This is a genomic window from Pseudomonas sp. N2-3-1-14 (genome assembly GCF_041228395.1).
In the GTDB taxonomy this organism is placed as follows: Bacteria; Pseudomonadota; Gammaproteobacteria; order Pseudomonadales; family Pseudomonadaceae; genus Aquipseudomonas.
On the sequence record NZ_CP166199.1, the window covers coordinates 6,315,166 to 6,335,862 of the forward strand.

Annotated in this window: 21 protein-coding genes; 3 read left to right on the plus strand and 18 right to left on the minus strand. The window is 57.0% G+C overall.

The window, feature by feature from the left end:
* Positions 1 to 77 precede the first annotated feature (77 nt).
* The 13 genes from AB5I78_RS29280 to mnmG form a co-directional block, all read right to left on the minus strand.
* Complete coding sequence (locus AB5I78_RS29280) at positions 78 to 494, minus strand: F0F1 ATP synthase subunit epsilon (protein ID WP_003177061.1); 417 nt, start codon at positions 492 to 494, stop codon at positions 78 to 80.
* A 44-nt stretch (positions 495 to 538) separates the two neighbouring features.
* Positions 539 to 1,915, minus strand: a complete 1,377-nt coding sequence (gene atpD / locus AB5I78_RS29285) for a F0F1 ATP synthase subunit beta (protein WP_017135118.1) — start codon at positions 1,913 to 1,915, stop codon at positions 539 to 541.
* Positions 1,916 to 1,942: 27 nt separating this feature from the next.
* Entirely contained in the window at positions 1,943 to 2,803 is an 861-nt protein-coding gene (gene atpG, locus AB5I78_RS29290; protein ID WP_003233565.1) for a F0F1 ATP synthase subunit gamma, read from the minus strand.
* 50 nt (positions 2,804 to 2,853) lie between these two features.
* Positions 2,854 to 4,398 (minus strand): F0F1 ATP synthase subunit alpha, encoded by a 1,545-nt coding sequence (atpA, locus tag AB5I78_RS29295; RefSeq protein WP_017135120.1) that lies wholly within the window; start codon positions 4,396 to 4,398, stop codon positions 2,854 to 2,856.
* A gap of 21 nt (positions 4,399 to 4,419) precedes the next feature.
* Positions 4,420 to 4,956: a F0F1 ATP synthase subunit delta gene (locus tag AB5I78_RS29300; RefSeq protein WP_145158401.1), complete on the minus strand. Its 537-nt coding sequence runs from the start codon at positions 4,954 to 4,956 to the stop codon at positions 4,420 to 4,422.
* A gap of 12 nt (positions 4,957 to 4,968) precedes the next feature.
* Positions 4,969 to 5,439, minus strand: a complete 471-nt coding sequence (locus AB5I78_RS29305; protein WP_016970692.1) for a F0F1 ATP synthase subunit B — start codon at positions 5,437 to 5,439, stop codon at positions 4,969 to 4,971.
* Positions 5,440 to 5,497: 58 nt separating this feature from the next.
* Complete coding sequence (gene atpE / locus AB5I78_RS29310) at positions 5,498 to 5,755, minus strand: F0F1 ATP synthase subunit C (RefSeq protein ID WP_002555987.1); 258 nt, start codon at positions 5,753 to 5,755, stop codon at positions 5,498 to 5,500.
* A gap of 134 nt (positions 5,756 to 5,889) precedes the next feature.
* Entirely contained in the window at positions 5,890 to 6,759 is an 870-nt protein-coding gene (atpB, locus tag AB5I78_RS29315; RefSeq protein ID WP_017848936.1) for a F0F1 ATP synthase subunit A, read from the minus strand.
* Between the two features lie 16 nt (positions 6,760 to 6,775).
* A complete protein-coding gene (locus AB5I78_RS29320) occupies positions 6,776 to 7,183 on the minus strand; it encodes a F0F1 ATP synthase subunit I (protein ID WP_010565865.1) in 408 nt (135 codons plus the stop codon).
* A gap of 148 nt (positions 7,184 to 7,331) precedes the next feature.
* Positions 7,332 to 8,204: a ParB/RepB/Spo0J family partition protein gene (locus AB5I78_RS29325; protein WP_094949087.1), complete on the minus strand. Its 873-nt coding sequence runs from the start codon at positions 8,202 to 8,204 to the stop codon at positions 7,332 to 7,334.
* Between the two features lie 9 nt (positions 8,205 to 8,213).
* On the minus strand, positions 8,214 to 9,011 hold the full coding sequence (locus AB5I78_RS29330; RefSeq protein WP_017477894.1) for a ParA family protein: 798 nt from the start codon (positions 9,009 to 9,011) through the stop codon (positions 8,214 to 8,216).
* Between the two features lie 18 nt (positions 9,012 to 9,029).
* Positions 9,030 to 9,674 (minus strand): 16S rRNA (guanine(527)-N(7))-methyltransferase RsmG, encoded by a 645-nt coding sequence (gene rsmG, locus AB5I78_RS29335; protein ID WP_369302783.1) that lies wholly within the window; start codon positions 9,672 to 9,674, stop codon positions 9,030 to 9,032.
* A complete protein-coding gene (gene mnmG, locus AB5I78_RS29340) occupies positions 9,671 to 11,563 on the minus strand; it encodes a tRNA uridine-5-carboxymethylaminomethyl(34) synthesis enzyme MnmG (protein ID WP_369302782.1) in 1,893 nt (630 codons plus the stop codon). The genes rsmG and mnmG overlap by 4 nt, the downstream gene beginning before the upstream one ends.
* A gap of 553 nt (positions 11,564 to 12,116) precedes the next feature.
* On the opposite strand from mnmG, the gene AB5I78_RS29345 reads away from it, so the two are divergent.
* The 3 genes from AB5I78_RS29345 (at position 12,117) to AB5I78_RS29355 (ending at position 16,095) form a co-directional block, all read left to right on the plus strand.
* Positions 12,117 to 12,620 (plus strand): sigma-70 family RNA polymerase sigma factor, encoded by a 504-nt coding sequence (locus tag AB5I78_RS29345; RefSeq protein WP_369302781.1) that lies wholly within the window; start codon positions 12,117 to 12,119, stop codon positions 12,618 to 12,620.
* Positions 12,620 to 13,564 (plus strand): FecR domain-containing protein, encoded by a 945-nt coding sequence (locus tag AB5I78_RS29350; protein WP_369302780.1) that lies wholly within the window; start codon positions 12,620 to 12,622, stop codon positions 13,562 to 13,564. Before AB5I78_RS29345 ends, AB5I78_RS29350 begins: the two co-directional genes overlap by 1 nt.
* Before the next feature lie 92 nt (positions 13,565 to 13,656).
* Entirely contained in the window at positions 13,657 to 16,095 is a 2,439-nt protein-coding gene (locus AB5I78_RS29355) for a TonB-dependent siderophore receptor (protein WP_369302779.1), read from the plus strand.
* Between the two features lie 88 nt (positions 16,096 to 16,183).
* Here AB5I78_RS29355 and mnmE read toward each other — a convergent pair whose 3' ends face one another.
* The 5 genes from mnmE to rpmH all read right to left on the minus strand — a co-directional run bounded on the left by mnmE (position 16,184) and on the right by rpmH (position 20,112).
* On the minus strand, positions 16,184 to 17,554 hold the full coding sequence (gene mnmE, locus AB5I78_RS29360) for a tRNA uridine-5-carboxymethylaminomethyl(34) synthesis GTPase MnmE (protein WP_106575971.1): 1,371 nt from the start codon (positions 17,552 to 17,554) through the stop codon (positions 16,184 to 16,186).
* A gap of 79 nt (positions 17,555 to 17,633) precedes the next feature.
* Positions 17,634 to 19,316, minus strand: a complete 1,683-nt coding sequence (gene yidC / locus AB5I78_RS29365) for a membrane protein insertase YidC (protein ID WP_242200580.1) — start codon at positions 19,314 to 19,316, stop codon at positions 17,634 to 17,636.
* A gap of 2 nt (positions 19,317 to 19,318) precedes the next feature.
* Complete coding sequence (yidD, locus tag AB5I78_RS29370) at positions 19,319 to 19,564, minus strand: membrane protein insertion efficiency factor YidD (RefSeq protein ID WP_073636650.1); 246 nt, start codon at positions 19,562 to 19,564, stop codon at positions 19,319 to 19,321.
* On the minus strand, positions 19,557 to 19,961 hold the full coding sequence (gene rnpA / locus AB5I78_RS29375; RefSeq protein WP_218570655.1) for a ribonuclease P protein component: 405 nt from the start codon (positions 19,959 to 19,961) through the stop codon (positions 19,557 to 19,559). The genes yidD and rnpA overlap by 8 nt, the downstream gene beginning before the upstream one ends.
* 16 nt (positions 19,962 to 19,977) lie before the next feature.
* Entirely contained in the window at positions 19,978 to 20,112 is a 135-nt protein-coding gene (gene rpmH, locus AB5I78_RS29380) for a 50S ribosomal protein L34 (RefSeq protein ID WP_003213577.1), read from the minus strand.
* Positions 20,113 to 20,697: the final 585 nt, after the last annotated feature.

The window sequence follows — 20,697 nt, forward strand, 5'->3', positions numbered from 1 at the left end:
TTTTGCAAAAAAAGAAAAAGGGTAGCCGAGGCTACCCTTTTTAATCAATCGCACATGAAGCATGACGGCTGGGCCGCTTACTTCTTGCGGATCTGCTGGAGCGTGCGCAGCTGGGCTGCAGCCTCGGCCAGACGTACAGCAGCAGCGCTGTAGTCGAAGTCCGCGCCCTTTTCGTTCAGGGCCTTCTCGGCAGCCTTGACGGCTTCCTGAGCGGAGGCTTCATCCAGGTCGCCAGCACGTTGCACGGTGTCGGCAAGTACCTTGACCATGTTCGGCTGAACCTCGAGGAAACCACCAGAGATGTAAAACACCTCCTTTTCCCCGCCTTGCTTGGTCAGCGTGATCGGACCTGGCTTCAAGCTGGTGATCAACGGCGCGTGGCCCATGGCAATACCCAGGTCACCGAGTTCGCCGTGTGCAATCACCATTTCTACCAGACCGGAGAAGATTTCCCCTTCCGCGCTGACGATATCGCAATGGACTGTCATAGCCATCTGATTGCCTCAACCTGATGAGCGCCCGTTGCCGGGCGCCGGGATTACAGTTTCTTGGCTTTCTCGATCGCTTCTTCGATGCCGCCGACCATGTAGAACGCTTGTTCTGGCAGGTGGTCGTAGTCACCGTTGAGGATGCCTTTGAAGCCAGCAATGGTGTCTTTCAGGGAAACGTATTTACCCGAAGCACCGGTGAAGACTTCAGCCACGAAGAACGGCTGCGACAAGAAGCGCTGGATCTTACGAGCACGGTTTACCAACTGCTTGTCGGCTTCCGACAGCTCGTCCATACCCAGGATCGCAATGATGTCCTTCAGTTCTTTGTAACGCTGCAGCACGTACTGAACGCCGCGAGCGGTGTCGTAGTGCTCCTGGCCGATCACGTTCGGGTCCAGCTGGCGCGAAGTCGAGTCGAGTGGATCGACCGCTGGGTAGATACCCAGGGAAGCGATGTCACGGGACAGAACGACGGTGGCGTCCAAGTGGGCGAAAGTGGTCGCAGGCGACGGGTCAGTCAAGTCATCCGCAGGTACGTATACCGCTTGGATCGAGGTGATCGAACCTTCTTTGGTCGAAGTGATACGTTCTTGCAGAACGCCCATCTCTTCAGCCAGGGTCGGCTGGTAGCCTACTGCCGAAGGCATACGGCCCAGCAGTGCGGATACTTCAGTACCGGCCAAGGTGTAACGGTAGATGTTGTCGACGAACAGCAGAACGTCGTTACCTTCGTCACGGAACTTCTCGGCCATGGTCAGGCCAGTCAGTGCTACGCGCAGACGGTTTCCCGGCGGCTCGTTCATCTGACCGTAAACCAGTGCCACTTTGTCCAGAACGTTGGAGTCCTTCATCTCGTGGTAGAAGTCGTTACCCTCACGAGTACGCTCACCCACACCGGCGAACACGGAATAACCGCTGTGCTCGATGGCGATGTTACGGATCAGTTCCATCATGTTTACGGTTTTGCCTACACCGGCACCACCGAACAGACCGACTTTACCGCCTTTGGCGAACGGGCAAACCAGGTCGATAACCTTGATGCCGGTTTCCAGCAGATCGTTGCCGCCAGCTTGTTCGGCGAACGAAGGTGCTGGACGGTGAATGCCCCAGCGCTCTTCGGTGTCGATCGGGCCAGCTTCGTCAATCGGGTTGCCCAGTACGTCCATGATCCGGCCCAGGGTCGCTTTACCGACCGGTACGGAGATGGCTGCGCCAGTGTCGACAACGTCCAGACCGCGCTTCAAGCCTTCGGTGGAACCCATCGCAATGGTACGAACTACGCCGTCGCCCAGCTGCTGCTGAACTTCCAGAGTAGTTTCCGCGCCTTGTACTTTCAGCGCGTTGTAGATGCTCGGTACGCTGTCGCGTGGAAATTCCACGTCGATAACGGCGCCGATGATTTGAACGATACGTCCGCTACTCATAGCTGGATCCTCTGAATATTTGAACCGTTAAACCGCGGCAGCGCCGCCGACGATTTCCGAGATCTCTTGGGTGATCGCAGCCTGACGCGCCTTGTTGTAGATCAGCTGCAAATCGCTGATCAGATCACCGGCGTTATCGGTAGCGTTTTTCATCGCGATCATCCGCGCCGCTTGTTCAGCTGCGTTGTTCTCGACCACCGCCTGGTACACCTGCGACTCCACGTAGCGCACCATCAAGCCGTCAAGCAGCTCTTTGGCGTCTGGTTCGTAGAGGTAGTCCCAGTGGTGCTTGAGTTCCTGATCCGGAGTCGCCACCAGTGGAATCAATTGCTCCACGGTTGGCTGCTGGGTCATGGTGTTGATGAACTTGTTGGATACCACGGACAGGCGGTCAATCCGGCCTTCCAGGTACGCATCCAGCATCACCTTCACACTGCCGATCAAATCATTGATCGACGGCTCTTCACCCAGGTGGCTGATAGCTGCAACGACGTTACCGCCGAAGTTACGGAAAAAGGCCGCACCCTTGCTACCAACAACACACAGATCGATCTCGACGCCGTTTTCGCGGTTTACCGCCATGTCCTTGACCAGGGCCTTGAACAGGTTGGTATTCAGACCACCGCACAAACCACGGTCACTGCTCACTACCACATAACCCACACGCTTAACGGCGCGGTCGATCATGAACGGGTGGCGGTATTCCGGGTTGGCGTTGGCCAAATGCCCAATTACCTGGCGGATACGTTCCGCATAAGGACGGCTAGCAGCCATGCGCATTTGTGCCTTGCGCATTTTGCTGACCGCCACTTTTTCCATGGCGCTGGTAATCTTTTGCGTGCTTTTGATGCTCGCAATCTTACTGCGAATCTCTTTTGCGCCTGCCATGTAACACCTATCAGGTTAGCAAGCGGGAGCCTTGCGGCTCCCGCTGCGGCTTACCAGGTTTGGGTGGCCTTGAACTTCTCGATACCGGCTTTCATGCCAGCGTCGATTTCGTCATTGAAGTCACCCTTCACGTTGATCTTGGCCAACAAGTCGGCGTGATCGCGGTTGAAGTAAGCAATCAGCGCTTGTTCAAAGCTGCCGACCTTGGTGATTTCGACGTCAGTCAGGAACCCACGCTCAGCGGCATACAGCGACAACGCCATGTCAGCGATCGACATTGGGGCGTATTGCTTCTGCTTCATCAGCTCGGTAACGCGCTGACCATGCTCAAGTTGCTTACGGGTGGCTTCGTCCAGGTCAGAAGCGAACTGGGCGAATGCCGCCAGTTCACGGTACTGAGCCAGAGCGGTACGGATACCACCGGAGAGCTTCTTGATGATCTTGGTCTGAGCGGCACCACCCACACGGGATACCGAAACACCGGCGTTCACAGCAGGACGGATCCCGGAGTTGAACATGGCCGATTCCAGGAAGATCTGACCGTCGGTGATGGAAATCACGTTGGTCGGAACGAACGCGGAAACGTCGCCAGCCTGGGTTTCGATGATCGGCAGTGCGGTCAGGGAACCGGTTTTGCCGGTCACTGCGCCGTTGGTGAACTTCTCTACGTACTCTTCGGATACGCGGGATGCGCGCTCCAGCAGACGGGAGTGGAGATAGAACACGTCGCCTGGGTAAGCTTCACGGCCAGGTGGACGGCGCAGCAGCAGGGAAATCTGGCGGTAAGCCACTGCTTGCTTGGACAGATCGTCATAAACGATCAGCGCGTCTTCACCGCGGTCGCGGAAGAATTCACCCATGGTGCAACCGGAGTACGGTGCCAGGAATTGCAGCGCAGGAGATTCCGAAGCACTGGCAGCCACGATGATCGTGTTGGCCAGGGCGCCGTTTTCTTCCAGCTTGCGAACCACGTTGGCGATGGTCGATTGCTTCTGACCAATGGCTACGTAGACGCAGAAAATGCCGCTGTCTTTCTGGTTGATGATCGCGTCGATCGCCAGAGCGGTTTTACCGATCTGACGGTCACCGATGATCAGCTCACGCTGGCCACGGCCGACCGGAATCATGGCATCGACAGCCTTGTAGCCAGTCTGTACAGGCTGGTCTACCGACTTACGCCAGATCACGCCTGGAGCAACTTTCTCGACCGCGTCGGTCTCGGTGTTGCCCAGTGGACCTTTACCGTCAACAGGGTTACCCAGTGCGTCGACTACGCGACCCAGCAGTTCCTTACCAACCGGAACTTCCAGGATGCGGCCTGTGCACTTGGCGCTCATGCCTTCAGCCAGACTGGTGTACGCGCCCAATACAACGGCACCTACGGAGTCTTGCTCCAGGTTGAGGGCCATACCGTAGACGCCGCCCGGAAACTCGATCATCTCGCCGTACATTACGTCGGCCAGACCGTGAATCCGCACGATGCCGTCAGATACGCTGACGACAGTGCCTTCGTTACGGGCTTGGGAGGTCACATCGAGCTTGTCGATGCGGCCCTTGATAATTTCACTTATTTCGGAAGGATTGAGTTGCTGCATTGCTCTGCTGCCCCTTCAAACTCAAGATTTCAATGCTTCGGCAAGTTTCGCGATTTTGCCGCGAATCGAGCCATCGATAACCAGGTCGCCGGCACGGATAACAACACCCCCAATCAGGGATGCGTCCTCCGAAGCTTGCAGGCGCACTTCCCGATTGAGTCGTGCACTGAGAACCTTGGCGAGTTTGTCTTGCTGTTCTTGGTTCAATGCAAAAGCACTGGTCACTTCAACGTCTACCGACTTCTCTTCTTCGGCCTTGTACAGGTCGAACAGAGCGGCGATCTCCGGCAATAGCGAGAGACGGTCGTTTTCGGCAACGACGTGGATGAAGTTCTGCACTTTCACATCAAACTTGTCGCCGCACACTTCAATAAAAGTGGCGGCCTTGTCTGCGCTCGTCAGGCGCGGGGCCTTGAGCACGCGCTGCATGGTGTCGTCTTGCGACACTGCTGCAGCCAGGCCGAGCATGGCTGACCAAGAGGCCAGCTGCTGGTGGGCCTGGGCGTGCTCGAAGGCTGCCTTAGCGTAAGGTCGGGCCAACGTGGTCAGTTCTGCCATGATCGCCCTCGCTTAAATTTCAGCAGCCAGTTTGTTAACCAGCTCCGCGTGCGCGTTTTGATCGATTGTGGCACCGAGGATCTTCTCAGCACCGCCGACCGCCAGAGCACCCAGTTGGGCACGCAGCGCGTCTTTGACGCCGTTCAGTTCCTGTTCGATCTCGGCATGAGCCGAAGCCTTCACACGGTCAGCTTCGACGCGGGCTTTATCAACAGCCTCTTCGACGATCTGGTTACCGCGCTTCTTGGCTTGCTCAATGATTTCAGCTGCCTGTGCTTTAGCTTCGCGCAGTTGATGACCCGCTTTCTCTTGGGCCAACTCCAGGTCGCGAGCTGCACGGGTGGCAGCGTCCAAGCCGTCTGCGATCTTCTTCTGACGTTCGTGCAAAGCCGCGATGACCGGAGGCCACACGAACTTCATGCAAAACACTACAAAAATGAAGAACGCAACGGATTGGCCAATCAGGGTTGCATTAATGTTCACGCCAACACCTCGCTCATTCGTTGTCCATCACCCCAATCAACTCGAAAAATTCGAGTGATTAGCCAGCGAGTTGACCAACGAAAGGGTTCGCGAAGGTGAAGAACAGAGCGATACCAACGCCGATCATGGTCACGGCGTCGAGCAGGCCGGCGACGATGAACATTTTAACTTGCAGCATTGGAACCATTTCTGGCTGACGCGCTGCGCCTTCCAGGAATTTGCCGCCCAGCAGGCCGAAACCAATGGCAGTACCCAGGGCGCCCAGGCCGATCAACAGTGCAACAGCGATAGCGGTTAGACCAACTACAGTTTCCATCTTTCCTCCCGACTTTTACGTCGTATGGTTTAGGTTTTTTAGATTTTAAAGCGGTAAAACAAATCGTTTCATAGCCCGGTAGGGCCCACCTTCCCGTGTTACCGGGAAGGACATCAGACTAGTCGAGACTGGTCTTAATGGTTCTCTTCGTGCGCCATCGACAGGTAGACGATGGTCAGCATCATGAAGATGAAGGCCTGCAGGGTAATGATCAGGATGTGGAACACAGCCCACGCCCACTGCAGAACTACGCCCAGGCCGCTAAGCCAGAGCAGACCACTGCCGAACATCACAGCGATCAGAATGAACACCAGCTCGCCGGCATACATGTTGCCGAACAGTCGCAGAGCCAGGGAAATCGGCTTGGCGACCAGCGTTACGAACTCCAGCAGGAAGTTCACCGGGATCAGCAGGGCTTGAACAAAGATGTTCTTGCTGCCGAACGGGTGCAGGGTCAGTTCGCCGATGAAGCCGCCGATGCCCTTGACTTTGATGCTGTAGAAAATGATCAACGCAAACACCGACAGGGCCATGCCCAGGGTGGCGTTAGGGTCCGTGGTGGAAACCGCACGGAATGGAATGTGGTGATCGCCGGTGATCAGGATGGCCAGCTGAGGAATCCAGTCGACCGGAATCAGGTCGACGGCGTTCATCAGGAACACCCAGACGAAGATGGTCAGTGCCAGCGGTGCAATCACCGGGCTACGGCCATGGAAGCTGTCTTTCACGCTGCCATCGACGAATTCGACCAATACTTCAACGAAGTTCTGCAAAGCACCCGGCTGACCGGAAGTCGCCTTCTTTGCCGCCATGCGGAAAATCAGGACGAAGATCAGACCCAATGCGACAGACCAACCCAGAGTATCCAGGTGGAATGCCCAGAAGCCCATTTCTTTGGCTTCTGCTGCGGTGTGGGCGAAGCCCCAGCCGCCGTTGGGAAGCTGACCAAAGGTCAGGTTCTGCAAGTGGTGCTGGATATAGCCCGAAGCGGTTGTTTCTGCCATGGTTGCCTCAAACGCCCTAAGGTTTCGAAAGTCTTGTTTTCATTAGCAGGGGAGCGAACCAGCTGACCAGTTGGGTCAACACGAAGACGCCGAATACAGCCAGCGGCGCCAATGGCTTCACACCTGCAAAGGTCAGTGCAAACAGCACTGCCGTCAAAATCAGTTTCCCTGCTTCGCCGGCATAAAAAGACCGGACGATAGCCTGGGCTGCTCGGGCGCCGGAAAACCGAAAGGCCCTGTGAGCAAAATACATATTGGGCAGCAAGGCTATCAGGCCTCCGCAGAGTCCTGAATATCCGGCTACGACTCCATGCCAATACCAAAGCGCCAATGCGGCGATCAGCAAAATGACAAATTGAGCCAATAAAACCGGGAAAACGGCCAAGCGATGGAACGGCAACGTGTTTGGCGTGCGGGTTTCCATCACTCTTGCTCCTCAATGGTCGGCTGCCGAGAATCAATAACTTGGCATAATTTGTGCCGACAAAATGCGCGCAGAGTATAGGGGCGGTTCAGCCCCTATTCAACTGTCGGGTAGTGTTTTCCGATCGCGCGCTACATAAGCAAATGTTTCAGCGGATGTGGGCAAGGACGCCCTGAAGCTCATCGAGTGAGTTATACCCGATGACCAATTGTCCTTTGCCTTTCTTGCCGTGGCGGATTTGCACCGCAGAGCCCAGCCGCTCGGCCAGGCGCTGCTCGAGGCGCGCAATATCCGGATCAGGTTTGGCCGTTTCGACCGGTGCAGGTTTGCCGCTGAGCCACTGGCGAACCAACGCCTCAGTCTGACGAACGGTGAGGCCGCGTGCGACAACGTGTCGCGCCCCTTCAACCTGTTGATTTTCCGGTAAACCGAGCAAAGCACGGGCATGACCCATTTCCAGGTCGCCGTGGGACAGCATGGTCTTGATGACTTCCGGCAGCGCGATCAGGCGCAACAGGTTGGACACGGTCACGCGGGACTTGCCCACCGCATCCGCGACTTCCTGCTGCGTCAGTTTGAATTCCTGCTGCAAGCGCTGCAGGGCGATTGCTTCCTCGATGGGATTGAGGTCTTCACGCTGGATGTTCTCGATCAACGCCATGGCGATCGCAGTTTCGTCCGGCACATCGCGCACCATCGCCGGGATGGTGTCCTTGCCGGCCTGCTGGCTGGCGCGCCAGCGGCGTTCGCCAGCGATGATCTCAAAGCGGCCGCCGCCAATCGGGCGCACCACGATCGGCTGCATCACGCCTTGGGCCTTGATCGAATTGGCCAGTTCTTCCAGTGCCTGGGGATCCATGTCCCGGCGCGGCTGGTATTTGCCGCGCTGGATCAGGTCCAGCGGCAGGTGCTGCAGCTCGCGCTCGTCGGCCTGCACGGCTTGTTCTTCAAGCGAAGTGACAGTCGGACCACTCAGCAGTGCATCCAGTCCACGTCCGAGACCTCGTTTCTTGACGGCCATGGGGATTCCTTAAGTTGGCTGGGCTGCAGCGGTGCGTGAGTTGCGGCGTTGACGGCGAACCATCTCGCCGGCCAGTGCCAGGTAGGCAATGGCGCCGCGGGATGACTTGTCGTACGCCAGCGCGGGCATGCCATAGCTTGGCGCTTCGGCCAAACGGATGTTACGTGGGATCACCGTGTCGTAAAGCTGATCGCCAAAGTGTTCCTTGAGCTGGGCCGACACATCATTCATCAAGCTCAGGCGCGGATCGTACATGGTCCGCAACAGGCCTTCGATTTGCAGGTTCGGGTTAAGCAACTCTGCGATACGCTTGATGTTATCCACAAGGTCACTCAAGCCTTCGAGCGCGAAGTACTCGCACTGCATGGGGATAATCACCCCATCGGCTGCTACCAAGGCGTTCAACGTCAGCATCGACAGCGACGGCGGGCAGTCGATCAAAATGTAGTCGTAATTCTCGCGGATCGGCGCCAGGGCGCTGCGCAGACGGCTTTCTTTCATCTGCATTTCCAGCAGCACCACTTCGGCCGCGGTCAAATCGCGGTTGGCCGGCAGCAGTTGATAACCGCCGTGCTCGGAATAGTGCATGGCCTGGGCCAGGTCGCACTCGCCAATCAGCAAGTCGTAGACCGAGTTTTCCAGGCCGTGTTTATCCACACCGCTACCCATGGTGGCGTTGCCCTGTGGATCGAGATCGATCAACAGCACCCGGCGCTTGGTAGCGACCAGGGATGCTGCGAGGTTGATGCAGGTGGTGGTTTTGCCCACGCCACCTTTCTGGTTCGCTATCGCGAATACCTTAGCCATTCTTGCTTGTGTTCCCAATCATGCCGTGCGGCGCAGTATCAGCAGATGGCGTTGGCCTTGGCAACCGGGTACGGCCAAGGCGTGTTCGCTATCGAGGTGGAAGTCTGCCGGCAATGCTAACAGCTCGTCGCTTGGATGAACGCCCTTCATTGCCAGCCAACGGGTGTCGCGGTCGCCTAAGTGGCGGGTCCAGTTGCTGAAGTTCTCCATGCTGCTGAATGCCCGGGAAACAATCCCGTAGAAAGGCTGTTCAGGCACGAAGGCTTCGACGCGACTGTGGATAACATTCAGGTTATCCAGCTTGAGTTCGAGTTTGACCTGGGTCAGGAAGCGGGTTTTCTTGCCATTGCTGTCCAGACACGTCACTTGCGACTCTGGAAACAGGATGGCCAGCGGAATGCCAGGCATGCCGCCGCCGCTGCCAACGTCCAACCAACGGCCGTTTTCGATAAACGGCATCACGCTGAGGCTGTCGAGCAGGTGGCGCGAGACCATTTCGTCCGGGTCGCGCACTGCTGTCAGGTTGTAAGCCTTGTTCCATTTGATCAACAGGGCCAGATAGCCCAGCAGCAATTCGTGCTGTGCATCGGTCAGGTCCACGCCCAACTGGCGTGCACCTGTGGATAACTCTTCGGCGTGTTGCGAGGTGACCAACGAACTCAAGCGCTTTGCTCCAACTGACGGCCCGCGCCGCGTTTTTTCAAATGAATCATCAACAGCGAAATAGCTGCCGGCGTGACCCCAGGAATACGTGAAGCCTGGCCGAGTGTTTCCGGCCGAGTTATCCCCAGCTTGCTTTGGATTTCTTTCGACAGCCCGGAAATCCCGGTGTAGTCGATGTCCACAGGCAGCTTGGTGTCTTCACTGGCGCGCAAGCGGGCGATCTCGTCCTGCTGGCGGTCAATGTAACCGGCGTATTTGGTCTTGATCTCAACCTGCTCGGCGACTTGTGGGTCTTCGGCACCGTGACCGGTCACTTCAACCAGGCCAGCGTAGTCGATTTCCGGGCGGGACAGCAGGTTCAGCAAGTTGTATTCGTGGGTCAGCGGCGTGCCGAATTTTTCGGCAATCGCGTCGCCTTGCTCGGTGCCGGGGCGAACCCAGGTACTTTTCAGGCGCTGCTCTTCCAGCGTGATGCTTTCGCGTTTTTTGCAGAAGGCGGCCCAGCGTGCGTCATCGACCAAGCCCAGCTCGCGGCCTTTTTCGGTCAGGCGCAGGTCGGCGTTGTCTTCACGCAGGATCAGGCGGTATTCGGCCCGGGACGTAAACATCCGGTACGGTTCCTGAGTCCCGAGAGTAATCAGGTCATCGACCAATACACCGATGTACGCCTCGTCGCGGCGCGGGCACCAGCTGTCTTTGCCTTGCGCGCGCAGTGCCGCGTTGGTTCCGGCCAGCAAACCTTGGGCGCCGGCTTCTTCGTAACCGGTGGTGCCGTTGATCTGCCCGGCGAAAAACAGGCCGCCGATCACTTTGGTTTCGAGGCTGTATTTCAGGTCACGCGGGTCGAAGTAGTCGTACTCGATGGCGTAGCCCGGACGCACGATGTGCGCGTTTTCCATGCCGCGAATCGATTGCACGATCTGGATTTGCACGTCGAACGGCAAAGATGTGGAAATCCCGTTCGGGTACAGCTCGTGGGTGGTCAAGCCTTCGGGCTCGATGAAAACCTGGTGGCTCTCCTTGTCGGCAAAGCGGTGAATCTTGTCTTCAATCGATGGGCAATAACGCGGGCCAATGCCTTCGATCACACCGGAATACATCGGCGAACGGTCGAGGTTCGCGGCAATGATTTCGTGGGTGCGGGCGTTGGTGTGGGTAATCCAGCAGCTGACCTGTTTCGGGTGCTGTTCTTTGGAGCCCATGAACGACATCACCGGGATTGGCGTATCGCCGGCTTGTTCGGTCATCACCGAGAAATCCACAGAACGCCCGTCGATACGCGGCGGGGTCCCGGTTTTCAGGCGGCCGACACGCAACGGCAATTCACGCAGGCGTTTTGCCAGGGCAATCGACGGCGGATCACCGGCGCGGCCGCCCGAATAATTCTGCATGCCAATGTGGATAAGTCCGCCGAGGAAGGTACCGGTGGTCAGCACCACGGATTCTGCGAAGAAACGCAGGCCCATTTGGGTGACAACACCGCGTACCTGATCTTGTTCGACGATCAGGTCATCCGCTGCTTGCTGAAATATCCACAGGTTCGGCTGGTTTTCCAGGGTTTCACGCACCGCGGCCTTGTAGAGGATGCGGTCAGCTTGTGCCCGGGTAGCCCTAACGGCTGGGCCTTTGCGGCTGTTGAGCACGCGAAATTGAATGCCACCTTTGTCGGTAGCCATGGTCATCACACCGCCAAGGGCATCGATTTCCTTGACCAGATGGCTTTTGCCGATCCCACCAATGGCGGGGTTGCAACTCATGGCACCGAGGGTTTCCACGTTGTGCGTCAGCAACAGGGTTTTTACACCCATGCGTGCTGAGGCCAGTGCTGCCTCGGTACCGGCATGACCGCCGCCGATGACGATCACTTCAAAACGGGAAGGGAAATCCACCACGCACCTCGTGCCTGCTTATGTAGGTAATCAGGAATTGATTGTTGAAAGAGTTTTAGAGCTTTGGCGGCAAGTATAGGGACTTAGCCCTTCCTAAAGAACCCTTTGCACAAAATTTAACCAGCTGTGGATGAATCACAGACAATAGAAATTAAAAGAGAGAAGTTTATAAGATCTTTGTTTTTATGTTTATTTCTACTGAGCCTACTTTCTGTGGATAGATCTATACAGGCCTCTATTTACGTTGTGTACAGCGATTCAAAAGTCTGTGGTCATGTGCCAATGAGGCCGTTGGATAAGTACTTTAAGCCTGTGGATTAAACAGGTGGTTATCCACAAGGGGGTTTTTACTCAGGTTTCAAGCCCTGTTATCAACTGGGCACAGGGGCGGTTATTCACAGGGCTTAATCCACAGATATCGTGTATTTCACCCACGACGAAGCCACCGCGTTTTTTGAACGCAGTAAGGAATGCTGCAAAAAGAGAGCTATTGTGAGAAGTCGACGGCGCAGTTAATAATAGCGATTATCATTAACCTGCCTTAACGCGCCCTATGCCTCCTTCACACACGGCTGCAGTCCAGCACATCTATGAGCATCACCATTCGTGGCTGCAGGGATGGCTCAAAGGTAAATTGCACAACGCTTGCGATGTAGCCGATGTGGCACACGATACTTTCGTGCGTATCTTGGGCGGGCGCGATGCGGCGCAGATCCTCGAACCCAGGGACTACCTGGCAACCATTGCCAGGGGCTTGGTCATTGATCGTTATCGCCGGCATGCGATTGAACGCGCGTATCAACAGTCGTTGGCTGAGCGCCCTGAAGCTGTCGCCATCAGTGAAGAAGACAAGGCCATCATCATTGAAACGCTGGTAGCTGTGGATAAGGCCCTGGCTGACCTGGGCGATCGGGCCCGGCGAATTTTCATGCTGTCGCAGATCGAAGGCCTGACTTATCAACAGATCGCCGATCAGTTGCAGGTGTCCCTGACCACCGTGAAGAAACACATGATCCGCGCGCTTACCGAGTGTTCACTGATCATGGCCAGCCTGTAATGGTTGCCCCCGATCGAAAGGTCTTCGAAGCTGCTGCCACTTGGTATGTGCATTTTCAGTCGCAACCTCCAACGCCGGCTGAGCACTATGCCTGGCAACAATGGCTCAATGATGACCCGGCACACCTGGCAGCGTGGAACCAGATGGAGCAATTGCAACGCAGCCTGGGTGCCCTGCCTCAGGATTTCACCCGCCGCGCCTTATCGGCCACGCAGCAACGGCGGCAGGTGCTCAAGTGGATGCTGGTGCTGGGCGGCACCGGCTACCTGGGCTGGAATGTTCAACACGCGCCTTCCCTGGGCAATGTGTGGGCGGACTACCGCACACGCGTCGGCGAACGGCGAAGGATCGAACTGGCCGATGGCACTCAAATAGACCTCAACACCAGCACCGCCATTGATGTGGTGTTTGATGGGCGCCAGCGTTTGATCCGCCTGCGCGAAGGTGAAGTGCTTATCCACACCGGAAAACTGGGTGGGCAAGCGCCCTTTTATATTGAAACCCGCCAGGGCCGAGTTCAGGCATTGGGAACGAGGTTTACCGTGCGCCAACTGGCGGATTCGACGCGAGTGGGGGTGCTGGAAGACCGAGTGAGTATCTCGCCTGCAGACCAACCCGATCGCACTCGGCTGCTGGCTGCCGGCGAAAGCGCTGACTTCGACCGGGAAAATGTCGGCCCCAACCACGCCTATCGCCGGACCCAGGCGGCTTGGGTCGATGGCCAAGTGATCGTCCTGGATGCGCGACTTGGGGATCTGATCGACGACCTGGCACGCTATCGCTCAGGTGTTCTGCAGTGCGATCCGGCCTCGGCGCCTCTGCGGGTTTCCGGCACGTTCCGCCTCGATTCCACCGATGCAGTACTGGCTAACCTGCAAGCTACTCTGCCTATCCAGGTGAAATATTTCACTCGCTATTGGGTTTCGGTGACACGCGTGGGTTGAGCGAAAAAAATAATCCACAGGGGGGTTATCTTTTTTTTACTTGGCCCGGCCCTACGGGTAATCACGACGCTACCTTCAGGGCTTATCCACCTATGCGCCTTCCCGCTAAACTCCGCCAGCAACTCTCTTACCACGGCATGACCTACGGTTTACTGCTGTCCACGGCCGCCACCGCCGGTGTCTTTTTGTCCACAAGCGCCCTGGCAGCCAGTGCTGCGCAGCATTACACCATTGCCGCCGGGCCCCTTGACGCAGCGTTGAGCCAATTTGCCGCCAAGGCCAACGTGATCTTGTCCTTCTCACCCCAGCAGACCGCGCGCTTGAATACGCCGGGGCTGGAAGGTGACTATTCGGTGGATCAAGGCTTTGCGCTATTGCTGCAAAACTCGGGGTTGCAAGCCGTAACACAGGCGCCCGGAAGCTATGTACTTCAGGCTTCGCAAGATGGGCCATTGACGCTCGCGCCGACCACCGTCAGCACTTATCAACAGGCCGGTTTCAATCAGGACATTGCCGGTGATGTTGGCTACAAGGCGCAAAACAGCCGCGTCGGTACCAAAACCAGCACTGCGCTGTCGGAAACCCCGCGCTCGGTATCGGTGGTCACAGGCCAACGCATCAAGGACCAGAAGTCGCAGACGCTGACGGAGGTGCTGGGGTATGTACCGGGGATCTTCGCGCCACCGTTTGCTGCCGGTGATAGCCTCGCGGGCGACCTGTTTTTCATTCGTGGTTTCAATGCCACGGATTATGGCTACGGCCTGCTGCGCGATGGCCTTCGGGTACAGGGCAATCGGTATGACACCACCAGTGAACCGTATGGCCTGGAGCGCGTAGAGATTTTCCGCGGCCCTTCTTCTCTGCTCTATGGGGAAAACGCGCCGGGCGGGTTGGTCAACCTGGTCAGCAAACACCCCACCGCCACGCCCCAAGGCGAAGTGCAATTGGGTTACGGCTCCAACAATCGGCGCCAGCTGGGTGTGGATATCTCGGGGCCACTCAATGACAGTGGCAACGTCCTGGGCCGCGTGGTCATGCTCGGTCGAAAATCCGACACCCAGACTGACCACGTGCCCGATGATCGCCTGTACATCGCGCCCTCCCTGACCCTGAACATTGATGACTACAACACCCTGACGCTGCTGACCAACTACCAGAAGGACCACACCAATCTGGAACTGGGCCTACCCGCGGCCGGCACTTTACTGAAAAACCCGAACGGCAAGCTGTCCAAACACACCATGCTCGGCGACCCGGACTGGAACACGTTCGAGCGCGAAGCCTGGAGCGCCGGTTACGAGTTCAGCCACAGCTTCAATGACGATTGGCAGTTCCGCCAGAACTCGCGCTACATGCAGTCGCGCATCAACCGCCATGAAACCTGGCCCGGCGCGCTGAACAATCGCGGCTTCGGCACCCAGTTGAACATGACCGCCTACGACCGCTACAACAAGTCGATGGTGTATTCCCTGGATAACCAGCTCGAAGGCAAATTCCAGGTCGGTGACCTGGAAAACACCCTGCTGGTTGGCGCCAGCTACGACCGCACCTCGTTCAATCAGGACTGGGATGCGGGCTTCGCCGGCACCATCAATGTGTATAACCCGGTGTACCTGCGCGACCCGCTCACCCCGATCGCGGTACAGAACACCCTGCTCGAACAGCAGATGAAAGGCGTTTATGCACAGGTCCAAAGCAAATACGACCACTGGCTGTTCCTGCTCGGCGGTCGCCAGGATTGGGTCGAGAGTGATTTTCGCGACAAGGTGAACAAGGCCAGCAACACAGGCTCCGAAGACAAGAAGTTCACGTACCAGGGCGGAGTGATGTACCAGTTCGACAACGGCGTGACGCCGTATGTCAGCTACTCCACCGCCTTCGTCCCGGTGCAGCAGATTTCCAACGCGGGTTCACCGTTAAAGCCGATCACCAGCAGCCAGTACGAAGTGGGTGTGAAGTACGAGCCGATTGGCTGGGACACCGCCATGACGCTGTCGGTGTATGACCTGCGCAAGCAGGATGACACCTACCTTGATGCCACCACCAACAGCTATCGCCAAGTGGGCGAAAGCCGCGCCAAAGGGGCGGAGGTGGAAATCAACAGCAACCTTACGCCGAACTTGAATGTCACTGCGGCCTACACCTATACCGATGCAAGGATTACCAAGGATTCCGCCACTTCACTGGTCGAAGGGCATCAGATGACCGGGGTGCCACGTAACCAGGCGTCGGTGTGGGGCAAGTACCGCTTTCTGGATGGCCAGCTCAAGGGCTTGTCCCTGGGTGGCGGAGTGCGCTACTTCGATAGCACTTTCTCCTACACCGCGCCGACGCTGTACGGGAAATTGGATGCCGGAAGCGTGACATTGGTGGATGCGGCGATCGGTTATCAGCTAGACAAACACTGGTCGGTGGATCTGAACGCGAAGAATCTGTTCGACAAGGAATATGTATCCGGTTGCAACGATGCAGGTCGCTGCTACTGGGGCGACAGTCGGACGCTGCTTGGGACGGTTTCCTATAACTGGTAAAGGCGCACAGTAGCCCTGAAGAACTCAGGCGTTCTTCAGGGCGTTTTTGCCGGCAAGCCGGTTCTCATGGGATGTGTGGATAACTGGGCTATTTGCCGATGCAGAAGCTTGAAAAAATCCGTCCCAGCAAATCATCCGAACTGAATGCACCGGTGATCTCGCCCAGCAGCTGCTGTGCCTGACGTAAATCCTCAGCCAGCAGCTCCCCTGCCCCCGCCAAGGTCAGTTGCGCCCGACCGTGCTCCAGCGCCGCGCTGGCGTGGCGCAGCGCCTCCAGGTGCCTGCGACGTGCACTGAAGCTGCTTTCCGAGGTTTGCTCATAGCCCATGCAGGCTTTGAGGTGGTCGCGCAGCAGCTCCAGGCCATCGCCGGCCGACTTCGCACTCAGGCTGATGGTGACATGGCCATCCTCGCTGGTTTCCATGGCAATAGCTTCGCCGGTCAGGTCGGCCTTGTTGCGAATCAAGGTGACCTTGGCCGGGTCCGGCCGTTGCTCGAGAAATTCCGGCCACAAGGCAAAAGGATCCACAGCCTCCGGCGCGGTGGCGTCCACCACCAACAACACGCGGTCCGCTTCGCCGATGGCCTTGAGTGCGCGCTCTACACCGATCTTTTCGACCTGGTCGTCGGTATCGCGCAGACCTGCAGTGTCGACCACATGCAGCGGCATACCGTCGATGTGGATATGTTCGCGCAAGATATCCCGGGTGGTGCCGGCGATCTCGGTAACGATGGCCGCCTCGCGACCTGCCAGGGCATTGAGCAGACTCGACTTGCCGGCATTTGGCCGTCCCGCGATCACCACGGTCATGCCATCGCGCAGTAGAGCCCCCTGCCCGGCTTCGCGCAGCACTGTGGATAACTCATCGCGGACTTTGTCGAGCATGGCCAGGACGTGCCCATCGGCGAGGAAGTCGATTTCCTCCTCCGGAAAATCAATCGCTGCCTCGACGTAGATGCGCAAGCTGATCAATTGCTCGGTCAGGTTATGCACACGCAACGAAAATGCACCCTGCAACGAACGCAATGCATTGCGCGCGGCCTGTGCAGAACTCGCCTCGATCAAGTCGGCAATGGCTTCAGCCTGGGCCAGATCGAGTTTGTCATTGAGAAAAGCCCGCTCGCTGAACTCCCCCGGACGCGCCAGGCGGCAACCCAATTGCAGGCAGCGCTGCAGCAGCATATCCAGCACGACTGGACCGCCGTGCCCTTGCAATTCAAGCACGTCTTCGCCGGTGAACGAGTTGGGCCCGGGAAAATACAGCGCCAGGCCTTCATCCAGCACGGTCGCATCGGCGTCCAGAAAGGGGCCGTAGTGGGCGTAGCGCGGTTTCAACTCGCGGCCGCTGATGGCCTGGGCCGCATAACCGGCGAGCGGCCCGGAAATTCGAACGATACCGACGCCGCCGCGACCTTGAGCGGTAGCGACAGCAGCGATGGTTTCACGAGGAGCGCTCATCAGCAGGTTCCAGAACAAAAGTGACGGAAAGCAAAACGCCCCACTAGGGGGCGTCTTGAGTGGTTATCCACAGAGTAAATTACGCCGCAGCTTTTTTGGTAGCCGCTTCGATTTTACGTGTGATGTACCACTGTTGAGAGATCGACAGGCAGTTGTTGACGACCCAGTACAGCACCAGACCAGCAGGGAACCACAGGAAGAAGAAGGTGAAGATGATTGGCATCATTTTCATCACTTTGGCCTGCATCGGATCCGGCGGAGTCGGGTTCAAGCGCTGCTGGATGAACATGGTCGCGCCCATGATGATCGGCAGGATAAAGAACGGGTCTTTGATCGACAGGTCAGTTATCCACAGCATGAACGGAGCCTGGCGCATTTCCACGCTTTCCAGGAGTACCCAGTAAAGCGACAGGAATACCGGCATCTGCACCAGAATCGGCAAGCATCCACCCAGCGGGTTGATCTTCTCTTTCTTGTACAGCTCCATCATGGCTTGCGACATTTTCTGCCGGTCATCGCCATGTTGCTCTTTCAGCGCGGCCAGTTTCGGGGCCACGGCACGCATACGTGCCATCGATTTGTAGCTGGCGGCCGACAGAGGGAAGAAGATCCCCTTGATCAGCATGGTCAGCAAGATGATCGAGAAGCCCCAGTTACCTACAATGCTGTGGATATGTTGCAGCAGCCAGAAGATTGGCTGGGCAATGAACCACAGAATGCCGTAATCCACAGTCAGTTCCAGACCTGGGGACAACTCTTTCAGCACAGCCTGGCTTTTCGGGCCGGCATACAGCGTGGCGCTGGTTTCAGCCTTGGCGCCTGGTGCGACGGTCAACGCCGGGCCAGTAAAACCAATGATGTAGTTGCCTTGGCTGTCTTTGCGGGTTTGAACCAGGTTGGCTTCACCCTTGTTCGGGATCCATGCGGTCACGAAGTAGTGTTGTAACCAGGCAACCCAGCCGCCTTGTACGGTTTCTTTCAGCGCGCCCTTGTCGATATCTTTCATCGACACTTTTTTGTACGGCTCGCTACTTGTCCACAGGGCAGCGCCCAGGTAAGTCGCGGTGCCGGTAGCAGTGCTGGAAGACGGATCGGCGCTGTTGTCACGCTTGAGCTGGGCAAACAGGTTGCCGCTCCATGGCTTGGCGCTTTCGTTGTCGATCAGATAGGTGACTTTCAGATCGTACAAACCGCGGGTAAAGCTGAAACGCTTGATGTAGTTGACGCCGTCCTGACTGAATTTCAGGTCAACGTTCAACTGGTTCTGGCCATCAGCCAGTTGATAAGTCTTCTGTTCGGTCGAATAAACCGGACGACCGGTAGCACGAGCATCCGGACCGTCAGTGCCGGTCAGGCCGCTTTGTGCCAGATAAGTGCGTTCACCACCGTTATCGAACAGTTGGAACGGCACATCCGGATGGTCTTGGCGACGTGGATACAACGGCAGTTTCAACTGCGCGATATCACCACCTTGTGGGTCGATAGCCAGGTCGAGCACATCCGTTTTCACGTGGATGAGGTCTTTGTTGGTGACCACTGGCGTTTCTAGAGGGGCGCTTGTCTCGCCATTCGCGCTGGGAACATCGGCACTCGCGGACGCATTGTTACCCAACGGGGTGTCCGGAATAGCCGGCGCAGCCTGATTGGTAGCAACATTCTGAGTCGGCAGGGCAGCCTGGCCGTAGTCCTGGTTCCACTTAAGAACCATGACGTAGGACACGATTGCCAGGGCGACGATCAGGATCGTGCGTTTAATATCCATGATTACTCGGCCATCGAAGAAGAACGGGAGGTAGGGATAGGTGGAACCGGGTCAAAACCACCGGGATTCCACGGATGACAGCGGCCTAAACGACGAAAGGCCAGCCAGCCACCGCGCAGAAGACCATGATTTTCTATGGCCTCTAACGCGTAGCAGGAACAACTGGGGTAGAAACGACAGTGGTCGGCCATCAGAGGACTAATGGCATAACGGTAAAACTGGATCGGAACGAGGGCCAGTTTACGCATTGGTGCTGTCTACCCCTACAGTTTCGGTGCTGACTGCTGGTGCCGGCTTGTGGGTACGCGCCAAACGTTTCCAGAGCTTGCCGAAATGCTGAATCAATTCGGGGTTTTCTACGTCCCCCAAGCCTTTGCGCGCGACGATAACAATATCCCAACCAACCAGAGTTTCCTGGTGGAGGCGAAACGATTCGCGCATCAGACGCTTGAGGCGATTGCGCTCAACGGAGAGCTTTACGCTCTTCTTGCCGATCACCAACCCGAGGCGGGGGTGATCCAGATCGTTGTTACGCGCAAGGAGCAGGAGATTTTTCCCCGGAACCTTGCCGGTGGGGGAGTCAAAGACTGCCTTGAAATGCCGGGGGGTTAGCAGACGCTTTTCCCGACTGAAGTCCTGACTCACCACCAGTACCGGATTATCAAACTGCCAGACGCGCACGACCTTTGGCGCGGCGACGCGACAGGACAGCACGGCCGTTCTTGGTGGCCATGCGAGCACGGAAGCCGTGAGTACGGGCGCGTTTGATGGTGCTTGGTTGGAAAGTACGTTTCATGGCGTTGTTACCTGGTTCGTCCACAACGGGCCGGAATGGCCCCCGTTTTAAGAGACCGGCGATTCTAGAGAAAGCAAGCCTCTAGGTCAATTTCCAACCAGCTTTTCCTTTAATTAGATCTCTGCAGGCAATTGGGCCTTTTCGGCTCGCCCGGCTTTCACGAGCAATGCCATAGATATAAAAATAAAGAAGGAAGTTATTTAAAGCTTTTCTGTAAAGCTTATAAAAGCTAGGGAGGCGATCCTCTGTGGATAACTGCTCTGAGCCCATATTCCACCTGATGTACAGAGAATGACAACTAGGGGGAGAAACGGTGCTCTGCCTGTGCTGCGCTGTCGGATAACCTGTGCGTGGAATGGGTTGTTATCCACAGGCCAGTTACCCACAGACTTTCGACCCCACTTGTACAACGAGCTTAGGGGCGCTTATCCACAGAGCTTATGCACAGACCATTGGTCGGCTTTTTTGCGCTTAACGCATTGATTTTGGGTGCCCTGTGAGCAACCTACATGTGGATAAGTGGGCGGCTGGCCGCTACAATGGCGGCTGTTTTTGCCTCACCGGCTTTCAACTTAGGGGATATCC